Source organism: Brevibacterium linens, from assembly GCF_003999335.1.
In the GTDB taxonomy this organism is placed as follows: Bacteria; Actinomycetota; Actinomycetes; order Actinomycetales; family Brevibacteriaceae; genus Brevibacterium; species Brevibacterium linens.
On sequence record NZ_CP026734.1, the window covers coordinates 2,945,979 to 2,961,826 of the forward strand.

At 64.3% G+C, this 15,848-nt stretch carries 11 protein-coding genes; 5 read left to right on the top strand and 6 right to left on the bottom strand.

Annotation, left to right across the window (positions count from 1 at the left end; genetic code table 11):
- Window positions 1-436: 436 nt before the first annotated feature.
- Complete coding sequence (locus tag CXR29_RS17335; RefSeq protein ID WP_164742823.1) at window positions 437-4,114, top strand: choice-of-anchor G family protein; 3,678 nt, start codon at window positions 437-439, stop codon at window positions 4,112-4,114.
- A gap of 156 nt (window positions 4,115-4,270) precedes the next feature.
- On the opposite strand, the gene CXR29_RS13340 is transcribed toward CXR29_RS17335, so the two are convergent.
- Window positions 4,271-5,800, bottom strand: coding sequence for a deoxyguanosinetriphosphate triphosphohydrolase family protein (locus CXR29_RS13340; RefSeq protein ID WP_127364775.1), 1,530 nt, complete (start codon window positions 5,798-5,800; stop codon window positions 4,271-4,273).
- Window positions 5,801-5,964: 164 nt separating this feature from the next.
- Here CXR29_RS13340 and CXR29_RS13345 point away from each other — a divergent pair, with 164 nt between their 5' ends.
- Window positions 5,965-6,153, top strand: a complete 189-nt coding sequence (locus CXR29_RS13345; RefSeq protein ID WP_101555578.1) for a hypothetical protein — start codon at window positions 5,965-5,967, stop codon at window positions 6,151-6,153.
- Window positions 6,154-6,271: 118 nt separating this feature from the next.
- On the opposite strand, the gene CXR29_RS13350 is transcribed toward CXR29_RS13345, so the two are convergent.
- Window positions 6,272-8,074, bottom strand: a complete 1,803-nt coding sequence (locus tag CXR29_RS13350; RefSeq protein ID WP_127364776.1) for a thiamine pyrophosphate-requiring protein — start codon at window positions 8,072-8,074, stop codon at window positions 6,272-6,274.
- A 241-nt stretch (window positions 8,075-8,315) separates the two neighbouring features.
- On the opposite strand from CXR29_RS13350, the gene CXR29_RS13355 reads away from it, so the two are divergent.
- Complete coding sequence (locus CXR29_RS13355; RefSeq protein WP_127364777.1) at window positions 8,316-9,071, top strand: OBAP family protein; 756 nt, start codon at window positions 8,316-8,318, stop codon at window positions 9,069-9,071.
- 78 nt (window positions 9,072-9,149) lie between these two features.
- Here the strand turns inward: CXR29_RS13355 and CXR29_RS13360 are convergent, their stop codons facing one another.
- Window positions 9,150-9,839 carry an aminoacyl-tRNA hydrolase gene (locus CXR29_RS13360; RefSeq protein WP_101594290.1) on the bottom strand — a complete coding sequence of 230 codons (690 nt, stop codon included), beginning with the start codon at window positions 9,837-9,839 and terminating at the stop codon, window positions 9,150-9,152.
- Between the two features lie 121 nt (window positions 9,840-9,960).
- On the bottom strand, window positions 9,961-11,103 hold the full coding sequence (locus tag CXR29_RS13365) for a glutathione-independent formaldehyde dehydrogenase (protein WP_101594292.1): 1,143 nt from the start codon (window positions 11,101-11,103) through the stop codon (window positions 9,961-9,963).
- 328 nt (window positions 11,104-11,431) lie between these two features.
- Between CXR29_RS13365 and CXR29_RS13370 the strand changes: the two genes are divergently transcribed.
- Complete coding sequence (locus tag CXR29_RS13370) at window positions 11,432-12,493, top strand: alpha/beta hydrolase fold domain-containing protein (protein WP_241241455.1); 1,062 nt, start codon at window positions 11,432-11,434, stop codon at window positions 12,491-12,493.
- Window positions 12,494-12,608: 115 nt separating this feature from the next.
- On the opposite strand, the gene CXR29_RS13375 is transcribed toward CXR29_RS13370, so the two are convergent.
- Entirely contained in the window at window positions 12,609-13,466 is an 858-nt protein-coding gene (locus tag CXR29_RS13375) for a YihY/virulence factor BrkB family protein (RefSeq protein ID WP_164742824.1), read from the bottom strand.
- Between the two features lie 26 nt (window positions 13,467-13,492).
- Window positions 13,493-14,578, bottom strand: a complete 1,086-nt coding sequence (locus CXR29_RS13380; RefSeq protein WP_127364779.1) for an AI-2E family transporter — start codon at window positions 14,576-14,578, stop codon at window positions 13,493-13,495.
- Between the two features lie 141 nt (window positions 14,579-14,719).
- On the opposite strand from CXR29_RS13380, the gene CXR29_RS13385 reads away from it, so the two are divergent.
- Window positions 14,720-15,805: a phosphatase PAP2 family protein gene (locus CXR29_RS13385; RefSeq protein WP_241241456.1), complete on the top strand. Its 1,086-nt coding sequence runs from the start codon at window positions 14,720-14,722 to the stop codon at window positions 15,803-15,805.
- Window positions 15,806-15,848 lie beyond the last annotated feature (43 nt).

Consider the following 15,848-nt stretch of genomic DNA (forward strand, 5'->3'; position numbering starts at 1 on the left):
GACTCGACTGTAGATGCTGACGAAGCGTCACCATCGGTCCGTCCACACCGCGGAAGCCGTGACCTTGCCACTGACGGCTTGGTCACAGGTCGACATCGCATGCAGCTCTTTCAATCCCAATTTGTGACATATGGACGCAACACAATGACTCGGTCATGACTGTCGCATCTTCCGGAACACTGAATCCACTTGCGATCGTCAGACCTGTGAACTGGCCTTTTGTCGGCTACAGCACCCGCGAGACCTGACTGACAGGATTTCACAACGCCCGCCTACATCTACTTCAACGTAACTATAACGACGAGGTAACTTTTCTTGTGATTCACTGATTACTTTTTCATTACTCCGTAACGTTGTGAGGGATCTGTCAGGAAACTGCCCGTTTCCGTCCAGGCCAAGCTTGGAAATGATCAGGATCCGAACGATGTGGAGAACCATGAGAAAACTGAGAGGCCGGCCCGGAACCGGTCGGAAGATCGCGGTGGGGTCTGTCGCCGCAGCGACAGCTGTGGGGCTCACTGCCTTGATAACGTCACCTGCCAGCGCCGGCGAAGTCAACCCCGATGAGAATGCGGAAGCCTACGCACAGCTGATCGACCTCGGTGCCCTTGGCGACTTTGACGCGCTCAAGGCCGCTTCTGCATACAACAGCTCGTCTTCCAACGAAGGTGAGACCGTCACCCCGATCAACGCTGAGGTGCTCGACGGCCTTGTCGGTCTTGATCTGCCCGGTGTGTCGTTGCCCGTGATCAGCGGTTCCGATGGTGAAGGGCTGATCCACCTCGGCGATGCTGGTGTGCTCAACTCCTATTCGCAGTCAACCGATTACAACCAGGCTCTGGCCAGCACCGGTGCTGTTGGAGCAGACGGCGCGCTCAACGTCGACGATGCCAACAACGGTGACTTCAAGAACGCAAAGGTGGATCTCACCGATGTGCTCGGCCAAGCAGGCATTGACGGTTTGACCGACGACATCGTCGACGAGCTGAGCCTCGAACTCGGCGCGATCGGCTCAACCGCCGAGGCCGAAGGCAGCGATTACTCGTCGGAGTATGTCGTCGCCGATGGCATCCTGACCGTATCGAGCCCACTTGTCGGTGATCTTGGAACAACTCTGCAGGGAGTCATCAATGATTCCGGTTCCACCCTCAACGATGCAGTTGGAGAAGGCGGAACAATAGATTCCATCGTCTCCGGACTCGGAGATGCAGCGAACCTCGACCTGGGACTCGCTTCTGTCGACCTCAGCGGCGGAACAGTCGCAGTCAATGGCGTGGATACGGCATTGGAAGATGCTGCCGAGACTCTCATCGAGAAACCGCTGACCGACGAGAGTGGCATCGCGTCGATCGATCTCAAGAACGGTACGGTCAAGATCGACCTCGCCAAGATCGTCAAAGGCGAAGACGGTAAAGATCTCAATGGCCTTGACCCCAATACCCAAGTGCTGAGTTCGTCAACGACTGAGGCGATTGTCGATGCAGTCGAAGGTGCTCTTGACACTGTCACGAGCAAAGCCACTGATGCGGTCACCGACGTCATCAACAACGTCGAGCTCAACATTGAGATTCCCGCGAAGCTGCGGGTTGCCCTCGCTTCTGCGAACATCCAGATCACCATCGACGGAACTCTGGGGCAATTCGCCGGTACGGCAGACGGCGATCCTGTAGTCGATGCGTCCGGCGACCTTCTGGGCTTGAAGATTGATGCGTTGCTGGATCCTCTGACCGACAGACTGGTGCCACTGGTGCTCGAACCGGTCAAGCAGGCCGTCGGCCCCCTTCTGTCGGCAACGACCGAAGAGCTGACTAATGCGCTTGAAGGCATCACCGATCCGCTGCTCGACGGGCTCTCGCCACTCTTTGAAGGACTCAACGAGGTCGTCGATCTGACGATCAATGAGCAGCCCACAAAGAAGAATCAGGAAAGCGAAGTCACCGGTACAGAGGATCCGGGTTTCACGGTCAATGCTGTGAGTTTGGAACTGTTGCCGAACGTCGCGAACAAGGTCGTTGACGTCAATCTTGCCTCGTCATCTATTCGCGCTCAGGACGAAGAGCCGACCGATCCGGGCGATGACGATGCGAATACGAACGCCGCAGCCTCGGCATCGGCTTCCGCCGACGCCGACGGTGACAACAACCCGGCCGCCCAGGCTGCCTCCGAGGCAGCTGCCGACAACAATGCCGACAACACGGCATCGGCAGCAGCTGACGAGAACGCCCAAGCAGCTGCAGAGTCAGCAGCGACCGAGGACGCTTCGTCAGAAGCTTCGGCCGATTCGACCTCGGATGAGAACGCTTCGTCGACGGCTGCATCGCAGGCTGCCGCACAGGCCGACAACACCGATGACACGAACGCTGAAGCATCGACGGCGGCGGATGCGAACTCCGCTGCCGCTTCGGAAGCGGCTTCCACTGCTGACTCCTCGAACGAGGCATCCGCAGAGGCAGCAGCCGAGTCTGACGCCAGCGCAGCAGCAGATCCTGATGCCGCCAATGAGGCAGACGCGAATGCCAACGTGAACGCAGCCGCTTCGGCCAACGCCGATGACGAAAGCAACGCGGCAGCTGAGGCAGTAGCAGCTGCCGATGACGATGCCAACAACACGGCATCGGCAGCAGCTGACGAGAACGCCGAAGCAGCCGCAGAGTCGGCAGCCAACGAAGAGGCCTCCTCGGAGACCTCGACGGATGCGACATCGGATCCGAACGCCTCGGCACAGCAGGCAGCCAACGCTGCCGCAAACGCCGACAACTCGGACTCGACGAATGCTGATGCTTCGGCCGCCGCTGATGCCGACCCGGCAGCTGCTGCATCCGCAGCCTCGACCGCGGATTCCTCCTCGGAAGCATCAGTCGAAGCAGCCGCAACCGCGGATGCCTCGACCGATCCTGACGGAACTACAGCTGACGAAGCCGATACGAACACCAACGCGTCGGCTTCCGCAGCGGCATCGGCTGATGCTGATGAGGACAACAACGCAGCAGCCGAGGCAGCGGCAGTAGCCGCCGCCGACGCTGACGCGAACGACACCGCATCGGCCGCAGCCAACGAGAACGCCGAAGCCGCCGCAGAAGCAGCAGCCGAGGAGGAAGCTTCGACCACGGCATCGGCCGATGCCACCGACGAGGCCAACGCATCCGCACAGGCCGCAGCCACTGCAGCAGCAAACGCGGACAACTCGGATGAGACCAACGCTGACACCACAGCGGCGGCCAATGCCGACGCGGCAGCAGCCGCATCGGTTGCGGCGAACGCGGACTCCTCCAATGATGCGTCAGCTGAAGCAGCAGCAGAAGCCGATGCCTCGGCCGATCCGGACGCAGCAGCTGATCCGGATGCTTCGGCAGCCGAGGAAGCTGACACGGACACCAACGCGTCGGCCTCCGCAGCAGCATCGGCTGATGCAGATGAGGACAACAACGCAGCAGCCGAGGCAGCGGCAGTAGCCGCCGCCGACGCCGATGCCAACGACACTGCATCCGCAGCAGCCAACGAAAACGCTGAAGCCGCAGCAGAAGCAGCAGCCGAAGAGGAAGCCTCGACCACAGCATCGGCCGATGCCACCGACGAGGCCAACGCATCGGCACAGGCAGCCGCTACCGCAGCGGCTGATGCCACCGATGAGGCCTCGGCAAGCGCTGACACCACTGCAGCAGCAGACGCTGACACGGCGGCAGCCGCAACCGCGGCCGCCAACGCCGAAGCGTCGAGCGCAGCCTCGGCAGAAGCCGCGGCCAATGCCGACGGTGACGAGGCGAACGCTTCGGCCGACGGTGACGAGGCGAACGCTTCGGCCGACGGAGGCGCAGCCAGCGCCTCGGCTGACGGTGACGAGGCAAACGCCAGCGCTTCGAGCGATTCTGAGAAGGCCGCCTCGGCGAACTCCTCGGCGTCGTCGGACGCAGGTTCGGCAGCGAACGCCGGATCCGCGGCCAACGCCTCGGCGGGTTCGAGCACGAACGCCTCGGGCAACGCCGGTGGCGACCTGCCGCGGACGGGTGCCGACGGCGTCCCGGCCATGGCCGGATTCGCCGCTCTGCTCATCGCCGGCGGTGCAGCAGCGGTGTGGGCAACCCGCCGCTACCGCGCCTCGGCTGGTAAGCACTGAAGCCGGCAGGCACTAAGGTGACCCAGCTCAGGCACTGAGCTGAAACCGCGAACGGCGGGATCGAAGAGAAATCTTCGGTCTCGCCGTTCGGCTGTTCCCCCGTCGTTCGTCATTGACTCGACGGACGCATCCGCCCGACGCCGCCCCAGCGAAGACCTACAACCCGCGCCCAGCCTCCCACGGCTCTTCCGAGGCACCGGTGATCAGGGCGTTGACCGACATCGCCTGCGCATCGGTGAACGAGGCGATATAGTCCACGACCGCCCGTGCCCGGCCCCGCCGCACGATCCCGGCCGCGCCCTCCTCCCCCAGCGCTTGAGGGTTGCGTGCGTACAGATCCGAATACTCCTGCGTGGCCGCCTCGACGGAATCGACCAGACGCCGGGGAATCCGCGTCGCCTCATCCGGGTCGAGCAGCCACTCATGGAATCCCTCGACCAGGGACGCGATGATCCGCGTCTGCCCACGCTGATACACCGCCAGGTCAGACCGTTCGAGCACGAATCGCGCATGCACGAATTTGAGCACCACGACATCGTGCCAAGCCTCCTGGCTCAGTCGCACGTGACCGCTGCGGATATGCGGATCCGGGTCGACGACGATCGAGGCCTGCAGCCGATCGATCCACCGCCGCGTGAACCCGGTGACCGCCCGGTCCGCCTCCAGTCCCCCGTCGTAGGGAACGCCGAGCAGCCCCTCGACGAGATCCCGGTTGACCCGCTCCACCGACTCCCGGAACGCCTCCTCCGAGGCGATCCACGGATCCTTCTGCCCGATGTGCCGGCGAATCGCCTCGAGCGCATGCCCGGGCCGGCGCCGATCCAATTCCGCAGAATCCAGGGCCGCCAACTCCCGATGATCGCGCAGCCAGCGCCCGAGTTCGGCGGACACAGCCGTGTACTGGAGCACGTTCGACCGGTAGAAGTCGTCCAGGTCGTGCACCGCATACGCAATATCGTCGGCGACGTCCATGACCGCGCACTCGAGCGTCTGCTGATACGTCCCGATCGCCGGGAACGCCGAGAGCACGTCGGCCATCTCCTCGACCTTGGTGGCATAGGCGGAGAACTTCATCGCCCCCTCGCTGACATCATCACCGACCCCGCGCGGCATCCTGGCCGCCGACGACGCCCGATCGCCGATCCATTCCCCGCGCTCCCACGGGTATTTGAGCACCGCGGCCCGAATCGCTCGGGTGAGGTTGAGACCGCGCGCCGTGGCCTCGCAGCTGTCGAGGGCAGTGAGGATCCGAAACGTCTGCGCGTTGCCTTCGAATCCGTCCTCGAGGCGCAGCACCTGCCGCGACACCCGGTCGAGCTCCTTCTCGCCGAGGTGGCCGAACGGTGGGTGCCCCAGATCGTGGGCGGCTGCGGCCGCCTGGACGACAACAGGATCGCACCCGCCGAGGCGGCTGACCGTATCCCGGGTCGCCTCGTCCGCGTTATTCAACGTGATCGCGATCGACCGGGCCACCGCAGAGACCTTGAGCGAATGCGTCAGCCGGTTGTGGATGACCGTGCCGGACCCGGCCTGCGGAATGACCTGCGTGACCGAGGCCAGGCGGGAGAAGAACGGGGAGAAACGGATCCGTTCGATATCGACGCGGAACTCGTCCTCTCCCGGGCGGGCCTCCTCGGCGACATTGCGATCGCGGCCCCCGGTCAAGTGAAATCTCTGGCGTTCCATGAACTCAGACTACCGATACCAGCCCCCACACATCCTTATTGCTACCTGACGGGGGCCCAGCAACCTGGCGCGAGGTTGCTGGGCCCCCGTCAGGTAGCAAGGGGAGTCGTTGAGACTCGTGTCACAGTGACGTATGGTCGGAATACCTATAGGAGGTGGTCACGATGACCGGAGTCAATGAGGATTTCTACCAGCCAGCGACCCAGCCTGGCGACATCATCGAAGTCGAGGACGAAGAGACCGGCGAGATGGTCAAACACATCATCTACCTCGACGAATTCGGCAACGGCACGAAGACGCGGCCGCTGACCGAAGAAGAGCTCGAAGACCTCGACGAGGCTCCCGAGGACTGACCTCGAACCAGCGCTCACTCAGAGCAGCTGCCACCGCGGACACCGGATCACCGGTGTGCGCGGTCGTGGTTGAGGGGTCCTGCTGCACCGCGTGATGGAGCAGCTCGACGAGCCGTCATCAGTCATCCGAGGTCAGACCCATGCGCGCGAACAGTCGCGCGGCGGTGGCGCGATAGCTCTGTTTGACTACCTGCCCGAGCTCTGGATCCCCGCCCAGCAGGGATTCCGCGAGGCCTTTTGCCTGTGCGAAGGCGATGTGCGCGGGCAGCGGCGGCGTGTTGCGGTCGCAGCGGACGTCGAGGACGACCGGCCGGTCGGCGGCGAATGCTTGGTCGAAGGCCGCGTCGATGTCCTCCGGATCGTCGACGGTGATGCCTCTGAGTCCGAGCAGCTCCGCATAGCCCGCGTAGTCCATCGACTCGACCAGCTGGGCCGTGTCCCACCTCGGGTCACCGGCCTCCCGCATCTCCCAGGACACCTGGTTGAGGTCGCCGTTGTTGATGACGAGGACGACGAAGGTGGAGTCCGACCATTCCCGCCAGTGACGTTTGACGGTGAGCAGACCGTTCATACCCATCATCTGGAAGGCTCCGTCGCCGATGGTGCACACCACCGGACGATCGGGATGCGCGAACTTGCCGGCCAGCGCATAGGGCATCGCGGCGAGCATCGAGGCCATCCGACCCGAGAGGCTGCCCATCTGGTTCGGCCCCAGTTCGATATGGAAGCCGTACCAGTCGGCCGTGCTCCCGGCGTCGCAGGTGATGATCGCGTTCTCGGGCAGACGTTCGTTGAGGGAGACGAAGACCCGGCGGGGGTTGATCGGATCGGCTTCGGTCTGCGCGACCCGCGTGTTCTCCTTCGCCCACGCCCGGTTCTCCTCGGCGATCTTCTCCTGCCACTCGGTCGCGTGCTGGGTCAGATGCGGCTGCAGGGCCGCCAGAGTGGTCTTCGCATCACCCCACAGGTTGACCTCGGTGGGGTAGCGCAGGCCCAAGTGACGTGGTGACAGGTCGATCTGCACGGCTCGGGCCCGCCCGGTCGGTGGCATGAACTCGCCGTAGGGGTAGTTCGTGCCGACCATGAGCAGGGTGTCGCATTTCTGCATCATGTCGTAGCTCGGCCGCGATCCCAGCAGACCCAGCTGCTGGGTGTGGTAGCCGACGTCCCCCGGCACGACCTGTTTGCCCAGGAGGGTGGTGATGACACCGGCACCGAGGCGCTCGGCGACGCTGATGACCTCATCGGTCGCTCCGATCGCTCCCTGTCCGACGAGCATGGCGACCTTCTGGCCGCTGTTGAGGACCTCCGCCGCACGGGCGAGCGCATCGTCATCCGGCCGCAGCCGATCCTCGGCGTGGCCGATGCCCGTGCGGGAAACGAAATGCTCGGCTGTGGGCTCTTCCATGTCCATCGTCTGTACGTCGGCGGGGAGGACCACGACAGCCGGTCCGCGATAGGCCTTGGCCATGCGTACGGCCTTGTCGACGACGAGCTGGGCGTGCATCGGGGTGGTCACGGTCTGCACGAACACCGCCGCGTCGGCGAAGAGGCGTTCGAGGTTGATCTCCTGTTGGAATTCGGAGTTCAGCGACACTCTCGCCTGTTGGCCGACGATGGCGACGACTGGCGCGTTGTCGCCCCTGGCGTCGTAGAGGCCGTTCATGAGGTGGATGGCTCCGGGGCCTGAAGTCGAGACGCACACGCCCACGTTCCCGGTGAACTTCGCGTGGGCGGTGGCCATGAACGCGGCCTCCTCTTCATGGGTGGGGCGCACATAGGTGAAGTCCTTGCCCTCGTCCTGAGCTCGGCCCATGGCCCCGTCGAAACCGCCGATGCCGTCGCCGGGGTATCCGTACCACCGGCGCAGATCCCAGGCGATGAGTCGATCGATGATGAAGTCGCTCACGGACGTCGCCATGGCACTCTCCTCAGATGTCTCGAGTCGCAGATGTGATGCGGTCGTCGCGGTGCGCCGACCTGGCCCTCCAGGCTTGCCCTCGATATGGCTGCTGTCAAGACCCCGGGCCCTTGGCATCAACGCCTCACCGAACACCCCCGCGACCTTCTTGCGAGGCTCGGGAAGACCCGTCCGCGGGCGCGGGACGTTCCCCGATCCGAGGGGGCTTACCAGATCCGCAGGCGGCGGCTAACGTGAATGGATGAGCACATCACGACTGCAATCGTTCAGTCTCGGGGCAGCCACAGCCGTGGCTGCCGGACTCGCGGCAATCGGGTCGCGCAAGGTGGCGACGTGGGCCAAGATCGGCAAGGGGCATCCGCTCAAGCATCGGCTGCTCGACGTGTCATCGCAAGCTCTGCAGACGAAGTATCCGCTCGAGGCCATGAGCACCTATCTCGACGGCCTGCACATGTACGCAGATGACATGGGTCGGCAGGTCGAAGCGGCACACTTCTGCATTCACCTGCGCCACGACCTGCACCAGTGCGTCATCTTCGATCGCAATGAACCCGACGCCCGACTCATCGGCATCGAGTACATCATCAGTGCAGAACGGTTCGACGCACTGCCCGCCGAAGAGAAGCGACTGTGGCACAGTCACCACTATGAGGTGAAATCGGGCATTCTCACGGCTCCCGGCGTGCCCAAGCTCGCCGAGCGCTCCTACTTCGAGGACCTCGTCTCCACCTATGGGAAGACCTTCCATACTTGGCAGTACGACCGCGACGACTTCCCCTTCGGCATTCCTCAGCTGATGATGGGCTTCACCGACGACGGTCAGGCCCAGGCAGAGCTGCTCAGCGACCGAGACGCCCGCGTGGGCGTGTCCACACAGGAGAGGCGCGCGCACCGCGAGAACATCCCGATGCCGCATGTCGCCGCCGAGGCGAACGCGTGGGAGAGCGGACACACCGTGCAGACGACGTTGCGTGACGTTCCTCTGCGGAGAGACTGAGGCGGGTCCAGCACAGGTCTGCCGATCCCGCACGGGCACCCGAATCCGTTGACGCACAGCGTGGTCTCGGAATCGACGTCACCACGACGCTCGGACGGTCTCCGTAGGTCCGTCGACCTCGGTGAAGCCGGCGTCGACGACGCTGATCTGCTGGTCGTCCGCCGCCCACGCGTCCGCCGTTGCAGTCTGCACGCGCAGACTGAATCCGGACTCACGCCAGCGGTTCCGCACATCGTCGGGCATCTGTTCGAACGCCAGCTGCGCGGCGTGACCGCATTGGGCGGCGGCCTTCCCGGTCGTCAGCGTCAGCTCCGGTGAGAGGTCGATCGTCACGACCGCCTCGGAATCGGGAACCGAGGACTCCCCCTCGTCAGGGAACTCGGTGCCGCCCACCTGGAGCTTGTTCAGCTCGTGAGGCAATGGTTCGACGGGGCCGGGTGCGAACACGAACGCCTCGGCGGGAGCGAATTCATCCGTGCCGCCGTGGGTCACACCGACACAGCCGAGGGTACGGGCGTCGTCGAGTTTCTTCCCATCACCGCGGCGCACGACCTTGCGGATGGCTCCGTCGCGCCAATACTCGACGGCATCGTGCCACTCACCGCCCTCCTGGGCACGCGGGTCGTCGAGGAACGCCACAACGGCTCGGGCGGTGGCTTCGAGGACGTCGATGTGGCGGGCGATGGCGGTCTTCGACCGACGCACGACGACCGGCAGTGACCATGGGACTTCATGGTCGGTTTCGTGTCGGCGCATGTGCTCGGTCATAGAGCCGATCCTAGCTGTGCATCATCGAGTCCCGCACTGACGGCACACCAACTGCGGCGCCGAAGCCGCTGTGCCCCCGGCGCCGCAGTGGCGAACGCGCTGACGCACCCTCATCGGGTTATCAGCCTCGGCCGGGGTGCAGCAGAACCTTCGAATAGCCTTCTTCGCGTTTGTCGAATTTCGCGTATGCATCCGGAGCGTCGGACAGCGGCAGCTCCTGAGAGACGACAAAGCCCGGCTGCGCCCGTCCTGCGATGATGAGGTCGCGCAGCTGATGTGCATAGCGCTTGGCATCGGCCTGTCCGGTGCCGATCGACTGCCCTTTCTCAAACAACCGGCCGATCCTGATCAGCAGCTCCCCCTTTGCCGAATGTTCGTCGGGAGCTCCCGGATCGGAGGGCAAGTACAGACCGACGACGCCGATGCCACCGGTGTGACGGACCGTGCCGACGAGCTGGTTGAGCACTGCGGCCGGCTGCTCATCGCCGTCGGCCGCCGTCGCCTGATAGCCCACGGCGTCGATTCCGCGATCAACGCCGTAGTCGCCGAGAGCCTCGGTGATCTGTTCGACCGGGTCACCGTCGTCGAAGTTGATCGGCTCAGCTCCGATGCTTTTGACGAGGTCCAGGCGGCTGGACACGTGATCGACCGAGAAGACCCGGCTCGCCCCCTTGAGAAGGGCAGAGTAGGCGGCCATCATGCCCACCGGTCCGGCACCGTAGACGGCCACCGTCTCGCCGGGCCGCACTCCCGCCAGTTCAGTCGCACGATAGCCGGTGGGGAAGATGTCGGCGAGTAGTGAGAATTCCTTCTCGTGCTCGTCTCCGGGCGGCAGCGGCACACAGTTGTAATCTGCGAACGGCACGCGCAGGTATTCGGCCTGACCGCCGCCGTAGGGTCCCATGCCGACGTAGCCGTAGGCACCACCGGCGGTTCCCGGCTCGTTGACCGTCAGACAGAACGCCGACTTGCCGGCACGGCAGTTGTCGCAGAACCCGCAGGCCACGTTGAAGGGCAGAACGACGCGGTCGCCCTTCTTCACTGTGGACACACCCGAGCCGACCTCCTCGACGATGCCCATGTTCTCATGCCCGAAAGTGATACCCGGCCGGGCATCGGTGCGCCCTTCGTACATATGCAGATCCGAACCGCAGATCGCTGCGGTGGTGATGCGCACGAGCACATCTGTCGGATCCTGGATCGTCGCATCTTCGACTTCTTCGACCGCGACCTCGAGCGGCCCTTTGTAGACGACTGCCTTCATCGGATATTCACCTCCGTGGCCGCCTCAGCGTCGGCCTCGTCGTTGTCGACGGTTGGTCCGCTCACCCCTGCGGCCACGGCCGCGTCATCGGGAAGTGCGAACGGAATACCGCCTGAACGCCATTGTGGACCTGCCTGCCGATCGGACGGAAGCCCCCTCAGCCGGCTGCCCGAGCAGCCGGTCCTCGACCACCGCGAAGGTTTCTGCGGGTATGGTGGAATCAGCAGTGAGGCGCACGCTGCGGCAGGGGCAGTCGTCGACACGAGCACTGTGTACGACTCGCCTGCTCTGGACAGTCGAGAGAGTTGAAGTCGTGACGGAGGAGTCTATGAAACTCGTCGGGGAGGCATCCGCTGGAGCGACATGCACTGCGATTCCCGCTGACATCCTCACCGGAATGTCTGACCAGATGCGGGCTGTGCTCGAACTCCAGGCCGCCCGCGCCGCGGACTGTGCCCAGGCAGGACTGCGGGCGGTGAAGGACGACATGGATCCCGAAACGGCACGCCTGACAGCGAACCGTGCCGAATACTGCGCCGAACGCTCCTACTGGAACGAAGGCGGCCCGACGATGGCCCGCACTGATGACGGGCATATCCGCGCCGCCGAAGTCGACGTTCCGATCCGCATCCACCGGCCCCTCGCCGAGGCGGTCCTGCCCGGGATCGTGTTCCTCCACGGAGGCGGGTTCACCGTCGGCAACCTCGACACCCATGACCGCATCATGCGGGTGCTCGCCGAGGCGAGCGGAAGTGCCGTCATCGGAGTGGACTATTCGCTGTCCCCCGAAGCGAAGTTCCCGCAGGCACTCCACGAATGCGCGGGCATCGTCGACCACCTGGCCGCACACGGCGTGGACTTCGGCGTCGATGGTGCCCGATTGGCCGTCGCCGGCGACTCGGCCGGGGCCGGACTGACGCTGGGCACCGCTCTGCTGTTGCGCGACGACCCCACCGCCGACGGGGCACGATCGTCGGCATTCTCCTCGCTGCGCGCTCTCATCTCGGTCTACGGCAGTCACGGACTGGTCGACTCCGCCAGCCGAAGGCTCTTCGGCGGGGAGTGGGACGGCATGGGCGCCAACGATCTCAACAACTTCAGGGACGACTACTTCGCCGTCCCCGAGGACGAGCAGTCGCCGTTCGCGTCCCATCTCACTGCTGACCTGTCCGGTCTGCCTCCGGTGTTCGTCGCCGGCGCCGGGCTCGACCCGCTGCGCGATGACAGCCGCGCCTTGGCTCGGTCACTGGCACGGGCGGGCAACGATGTCGAGTTCGAGGAGTACCCGAATGTGCTCCACTCTTTCCTCCACTTCGGCCGCCTCGTCGATGAAACCAACAAGGTGCTGGCCAGCGCTGCCGACTTCGCAGCCGACCGTATCCGTCGATGAATACAGAGCTGAGAGGACACGTTCAGCGGCCCGGGACCTGATTTCTCAACCCCGGGCGGCTCTGACTACAGGCAGCTGTGCGCCGACGACTGTCTCCATTCGACTGACCGGCTCTCTACGGAAGTCGCAACCGCTCGTCTGCGGCACCGTCGGACTGCCGCTGCCGCTCGCGTTCGATCTCCGCGTCGAACTCGGCGCCGAGGAGCAGCGAGAGGTTGACCATCCACACCCAGGCGAGCCCGACGATCACTCCCCCGATCGACCCATAGGTGACGTTGTAGCTGCTGAAGTTGTTGATGTAGAGCACGAAGCAGGCCGACACGGTAAGCAGCACGAGCAGCGCGACGAACGCACCGAGGCTGACCCACCGGAACTTCGACCGCCTGACGTTCGGGGTCACGTAGTAGAGCAGGGCGATGAGCAGCATGACGAAGAAGACGAAGACCGGCCATCTGACCACGTTCCAGATCAGCAGGGCGACCGCGCCCATTCCGATGAGCTCGCCGAGCGTTTCGGCGATGGGCCCGGACAGCACGAGCAGCAGCCCCAGAGCGGCCAGGACGATGAGCGTGACCACGGTCATCAGGAGCATGAGCGGTTTGAACTTCCAGTACGGCCGAGTCTCCTCGACCCGGTAGACAGCGTTCAGGGCACGGCCGAGCGCGCCGATGTATTTCGACGACGACCAGATCGCCAGCAGCAGGCTGCCGATGAGGGTGACTCCGGCCGAAGACGACTCGGTGAGTTCGACGATGAACGGGCGGATCGCCGTGGCCGCCTCGGCCGAGACTCCGTGGACCAGGGAGAGCACCGCCTTCGTGGTCGACTCGGCTTCCCCGACCACGCCGAGCAGCGACACCATGGCGAGGATCGCCGGGGCAGCAGAGAGCAGAGCGTAGAAACTCAGCCCGGCAGCTCTGTCGAGGCACTCGTCGTCGAGCAGACGCCGAAGAGCGCCCTTGACGATTCGCACTCGATTCAGCCGTGGCCCGGCCCGTCTCAACGCTGTCCCACTCTGTAGTCCTTGGCCGCGTGGATCATCGCATTGAGAGTCGCGATGACCGGCACGGAGAAGAAGGCCCCGGCGATACCCGCCACCGCTGCTCCCGCTGTCACACCGAGGATCACCGCCAAGGGGTGGATCTTCACTGTGGGTCCTGTCAGCCACGGCTGCAGGACGTGGCTTTCGAGCTGCTGGACGACGATGACGATCCCGAGCATGATCAGGCCGTGCACCCAGCCGTTGAAGAGCAGTGCCAAGCACACTGCGACCGCTCCGCCCACGATCGCTCCGACGAACGGCACGAAGGCACCGAGGAAGACCACCATGGCGATCGGCACCGCCAAGGGGACGCCGAGGATCAGTGCACCCACTCCGATTCCGATCGCATCGCTGGCCGCGACGACGAGCTGGATCCGAATGAAGTTCGTCAGCGTCCTCCAACCGGCCTCACCGGCCGCGGAGATCCGCGCATGCGCCTTCTTCGGCCAGATGTTGACGACCCAGGTCCAGATGCCGCGTCCGTCGATGAGCGCGAAGAGGGTGACGAACAGGATGATGATGACGCCTTCGATGACATGAGCCGCCGTCGTGCCCACCTCGGCGGCACCGGAGCCGAGACCGGCGGCGTTGTCCTGCAGCCACTTCCCCGAGGAATCGACGAGATCATTGAGTTTGGCTTCGGTGAGTCCGAACGGCTGCGTGGCCAAGAGCTGCTTCGCCGCGTCCAGGGTCGTCGCCACCTGCTTCTGGATCTCAGGTATCTCACTTCTGATCTGAAAGGTGATGAGGAGGACGAGCCCGGCCAACAGGCCGAGGACGACGACCCAGACGGTGACCACCGCCAACCATTTCGGCCACCGATGCCGCTGCAGGAACGTCGCCATGGGCACCAGGAGGGCAGAGAGGACGAGGCCGGCCAGGAATGGAACGACGATCTGTGCGACCTGCAGTGCCACGAAGATCGCGACTGTGATTCCCGCGATGATCACCAGCAGGTATCCGGTGAAACGGGCACCGAGTCTGAGTCCCTCGGGTATCGGATCATCGCGATTCGGAGGCGCGTTCAATGGACCTTCTGTCATGAACCAACACTAATGCCGCGAGCCGCACAGTGGGTGGGCCATTCTGTTCTGGTCCGCCGGCGCGGGCGAGACGGGGCTACGATCAGCCGCTTCCGAGGAAAATCCGAAGATGTACTAAAAGTGAATCACTACGGTGTTCCGATGACCAGATTGCGACGTTGGCCCTACACCTTTGCCATGGCGCTCGCCCTCCTCGTCGGAGCGGGCGCTATGTTCTCCTCCCTCTACCTCGATCTCCCGCTGCGGGATCCCGACGGTTTCCTCGGGCCCTCGTACATCCGGCTGCCCTTGTTGGCTCTCGGATTCATCGGCGGCGGTCTGGTCGTGGAAGCGGTGAGGCGAAGCGGGTGGCGGAACCTGCCGACGACCATCGCCGACGTCGCCCGGAAAGAGTGGAACACTCACCGGCTGCTGTGCATCGGCGCCGGACTCCTGAGCTTCTACATCTGCTACGTGGCCTATCGCAATCTCAAGAGCGTGCTGCCGGTGTACCGCGAAGGCACGCTCTTCGATCGGCAGCTGTTCCGACTCGACAACTGGCTCAGCTTCGGACACACCCCGTCGGTGTTGCTGCACGATCTCCTCGGCACCGGCATCGCGGCGAATCTGCTGTCCATCGCCTACCTCGCCTACCTTCCGGCCATCCCGATCACCCTCGGCGCGGTCCTCGTGCTCAATCGCAGACTCGCCGTCGGCGCTTGGTATACGACGATGTTGAGTCTCAATTGGGTGCTCGGCACCGTCAGCTACTATCTCCTGCCGTCGGTCGGTCCGGTATTCAGCCACCCAGAGGTCTTCCGGGCGCTGCCCGAGACCGGAGTCAGTGAGCTCCAGGAGTCACTCATCGACACTCGCCTCGACTACCTGAGCAACCCGATCGGCAGTGACTCCATCCAGGGTGTCGCCGCGTTCGCATCGCTTCACGTCTCCGTCACCTTCGCCGCTGCTCTGTTCATGACGCTGACGAAACAGCATCGCGCCGTTCGAGCGTTCACCTGGATCTTCTTCGGTGTGACGGTCGTGGCCACCCTCTACTTCGGATGGCATTACATCCTCGACGACATCGCGGGCATCGGCATCGGCTGGGCGTCGGTGGCACTCTCCGCATGGGTGACCGGGCACCGCAGAGCACGCCGACGGCCGGTCGCCGCAGTGTCCGAGCCTGTTTCCGTGCCCGCCGCGAAGCCCGCGGATTCTGTCTCACGCACCGCCGGGGCTATACTGTAATCACTTGCGAACCCGTTTTCGGGTTCCCTGCGTCGTCAGGACG

Excerpts from the sequence above, each read along its gene's own strand:
- CXR29_RS17335 (WP_164742823.1), top strand. The coding sequence starts at position 437 with ATGAGAAAACTGAGAGGCCGGCCCGGAACCGGTCGGAAGATCGCGGTG.
- CXR29_RS13340 (WP_127364775.1), bottom strand. The coding sequence starts at position 5,800 with ATGGAACGCCAGAGATTTCACTTGACCGGGGGCCGCGATCGCAATGTC.
- CXR29_RS13345 (WP_101555578.1), top strand. The coding sequence starts at position 5,965 with ATGACCGGAGTCAATGAGGATTTCTACCAGCCAGCGACCCAGCCTGGC.
- CXR29_RS13350 (WP_127364776.1), bottom strand. The coding sequence starts at position 8,074 with ATGGCGACGTCCGTGAGCGACTTCATCATCGATCGACTCATCGCCTGG.
- CXR29_RS13355 (WP_127364777.1), top strand. The coding sequence starts at position 8,316 with ATGAGCACATCACGACTGCAATCGTTCAGTCTCGGGGCAGCCACAGCC.
- CXR29_RS13360 (WP_101594290.1), bottom strand. The coding sequence starts at position 9,839 with ATGACCGAGCACATGCGCCGACACGAAACCGACCATGAAGTCCCATGG.
- CXR29_RS13365 (WP_101594292.1), bottom strand. The coding sequence starts at position 11,103 with ATGAAGGCAGTCGTCTACAAAGGGCCGCTCGAGGTCGCGGTCGAAGAA.
- CXR29_RS13370 (WP_241241455.1), top strand. The coding sequence starts at position 11,432 with ATGAAACTCGTCGGGGAGGCATCCGCTGGAGCGACATGCACTGCGATT.
- CXR29_RS13380 (WP_127364779.1), bottom strand. The coding sequence starts at position 14,578 with ATGACAGAAGGTCCATTGAACGCGCCTCCGAATCGCGATGATCCGATA.
- CXR29_RS13385 (WP_241241456.1), top strand. The coding sequence starts at position 14,720 with ATGACCAGATTGCGACGTTGGCCCTACACCTTTGCCATGGCGCTCGCC.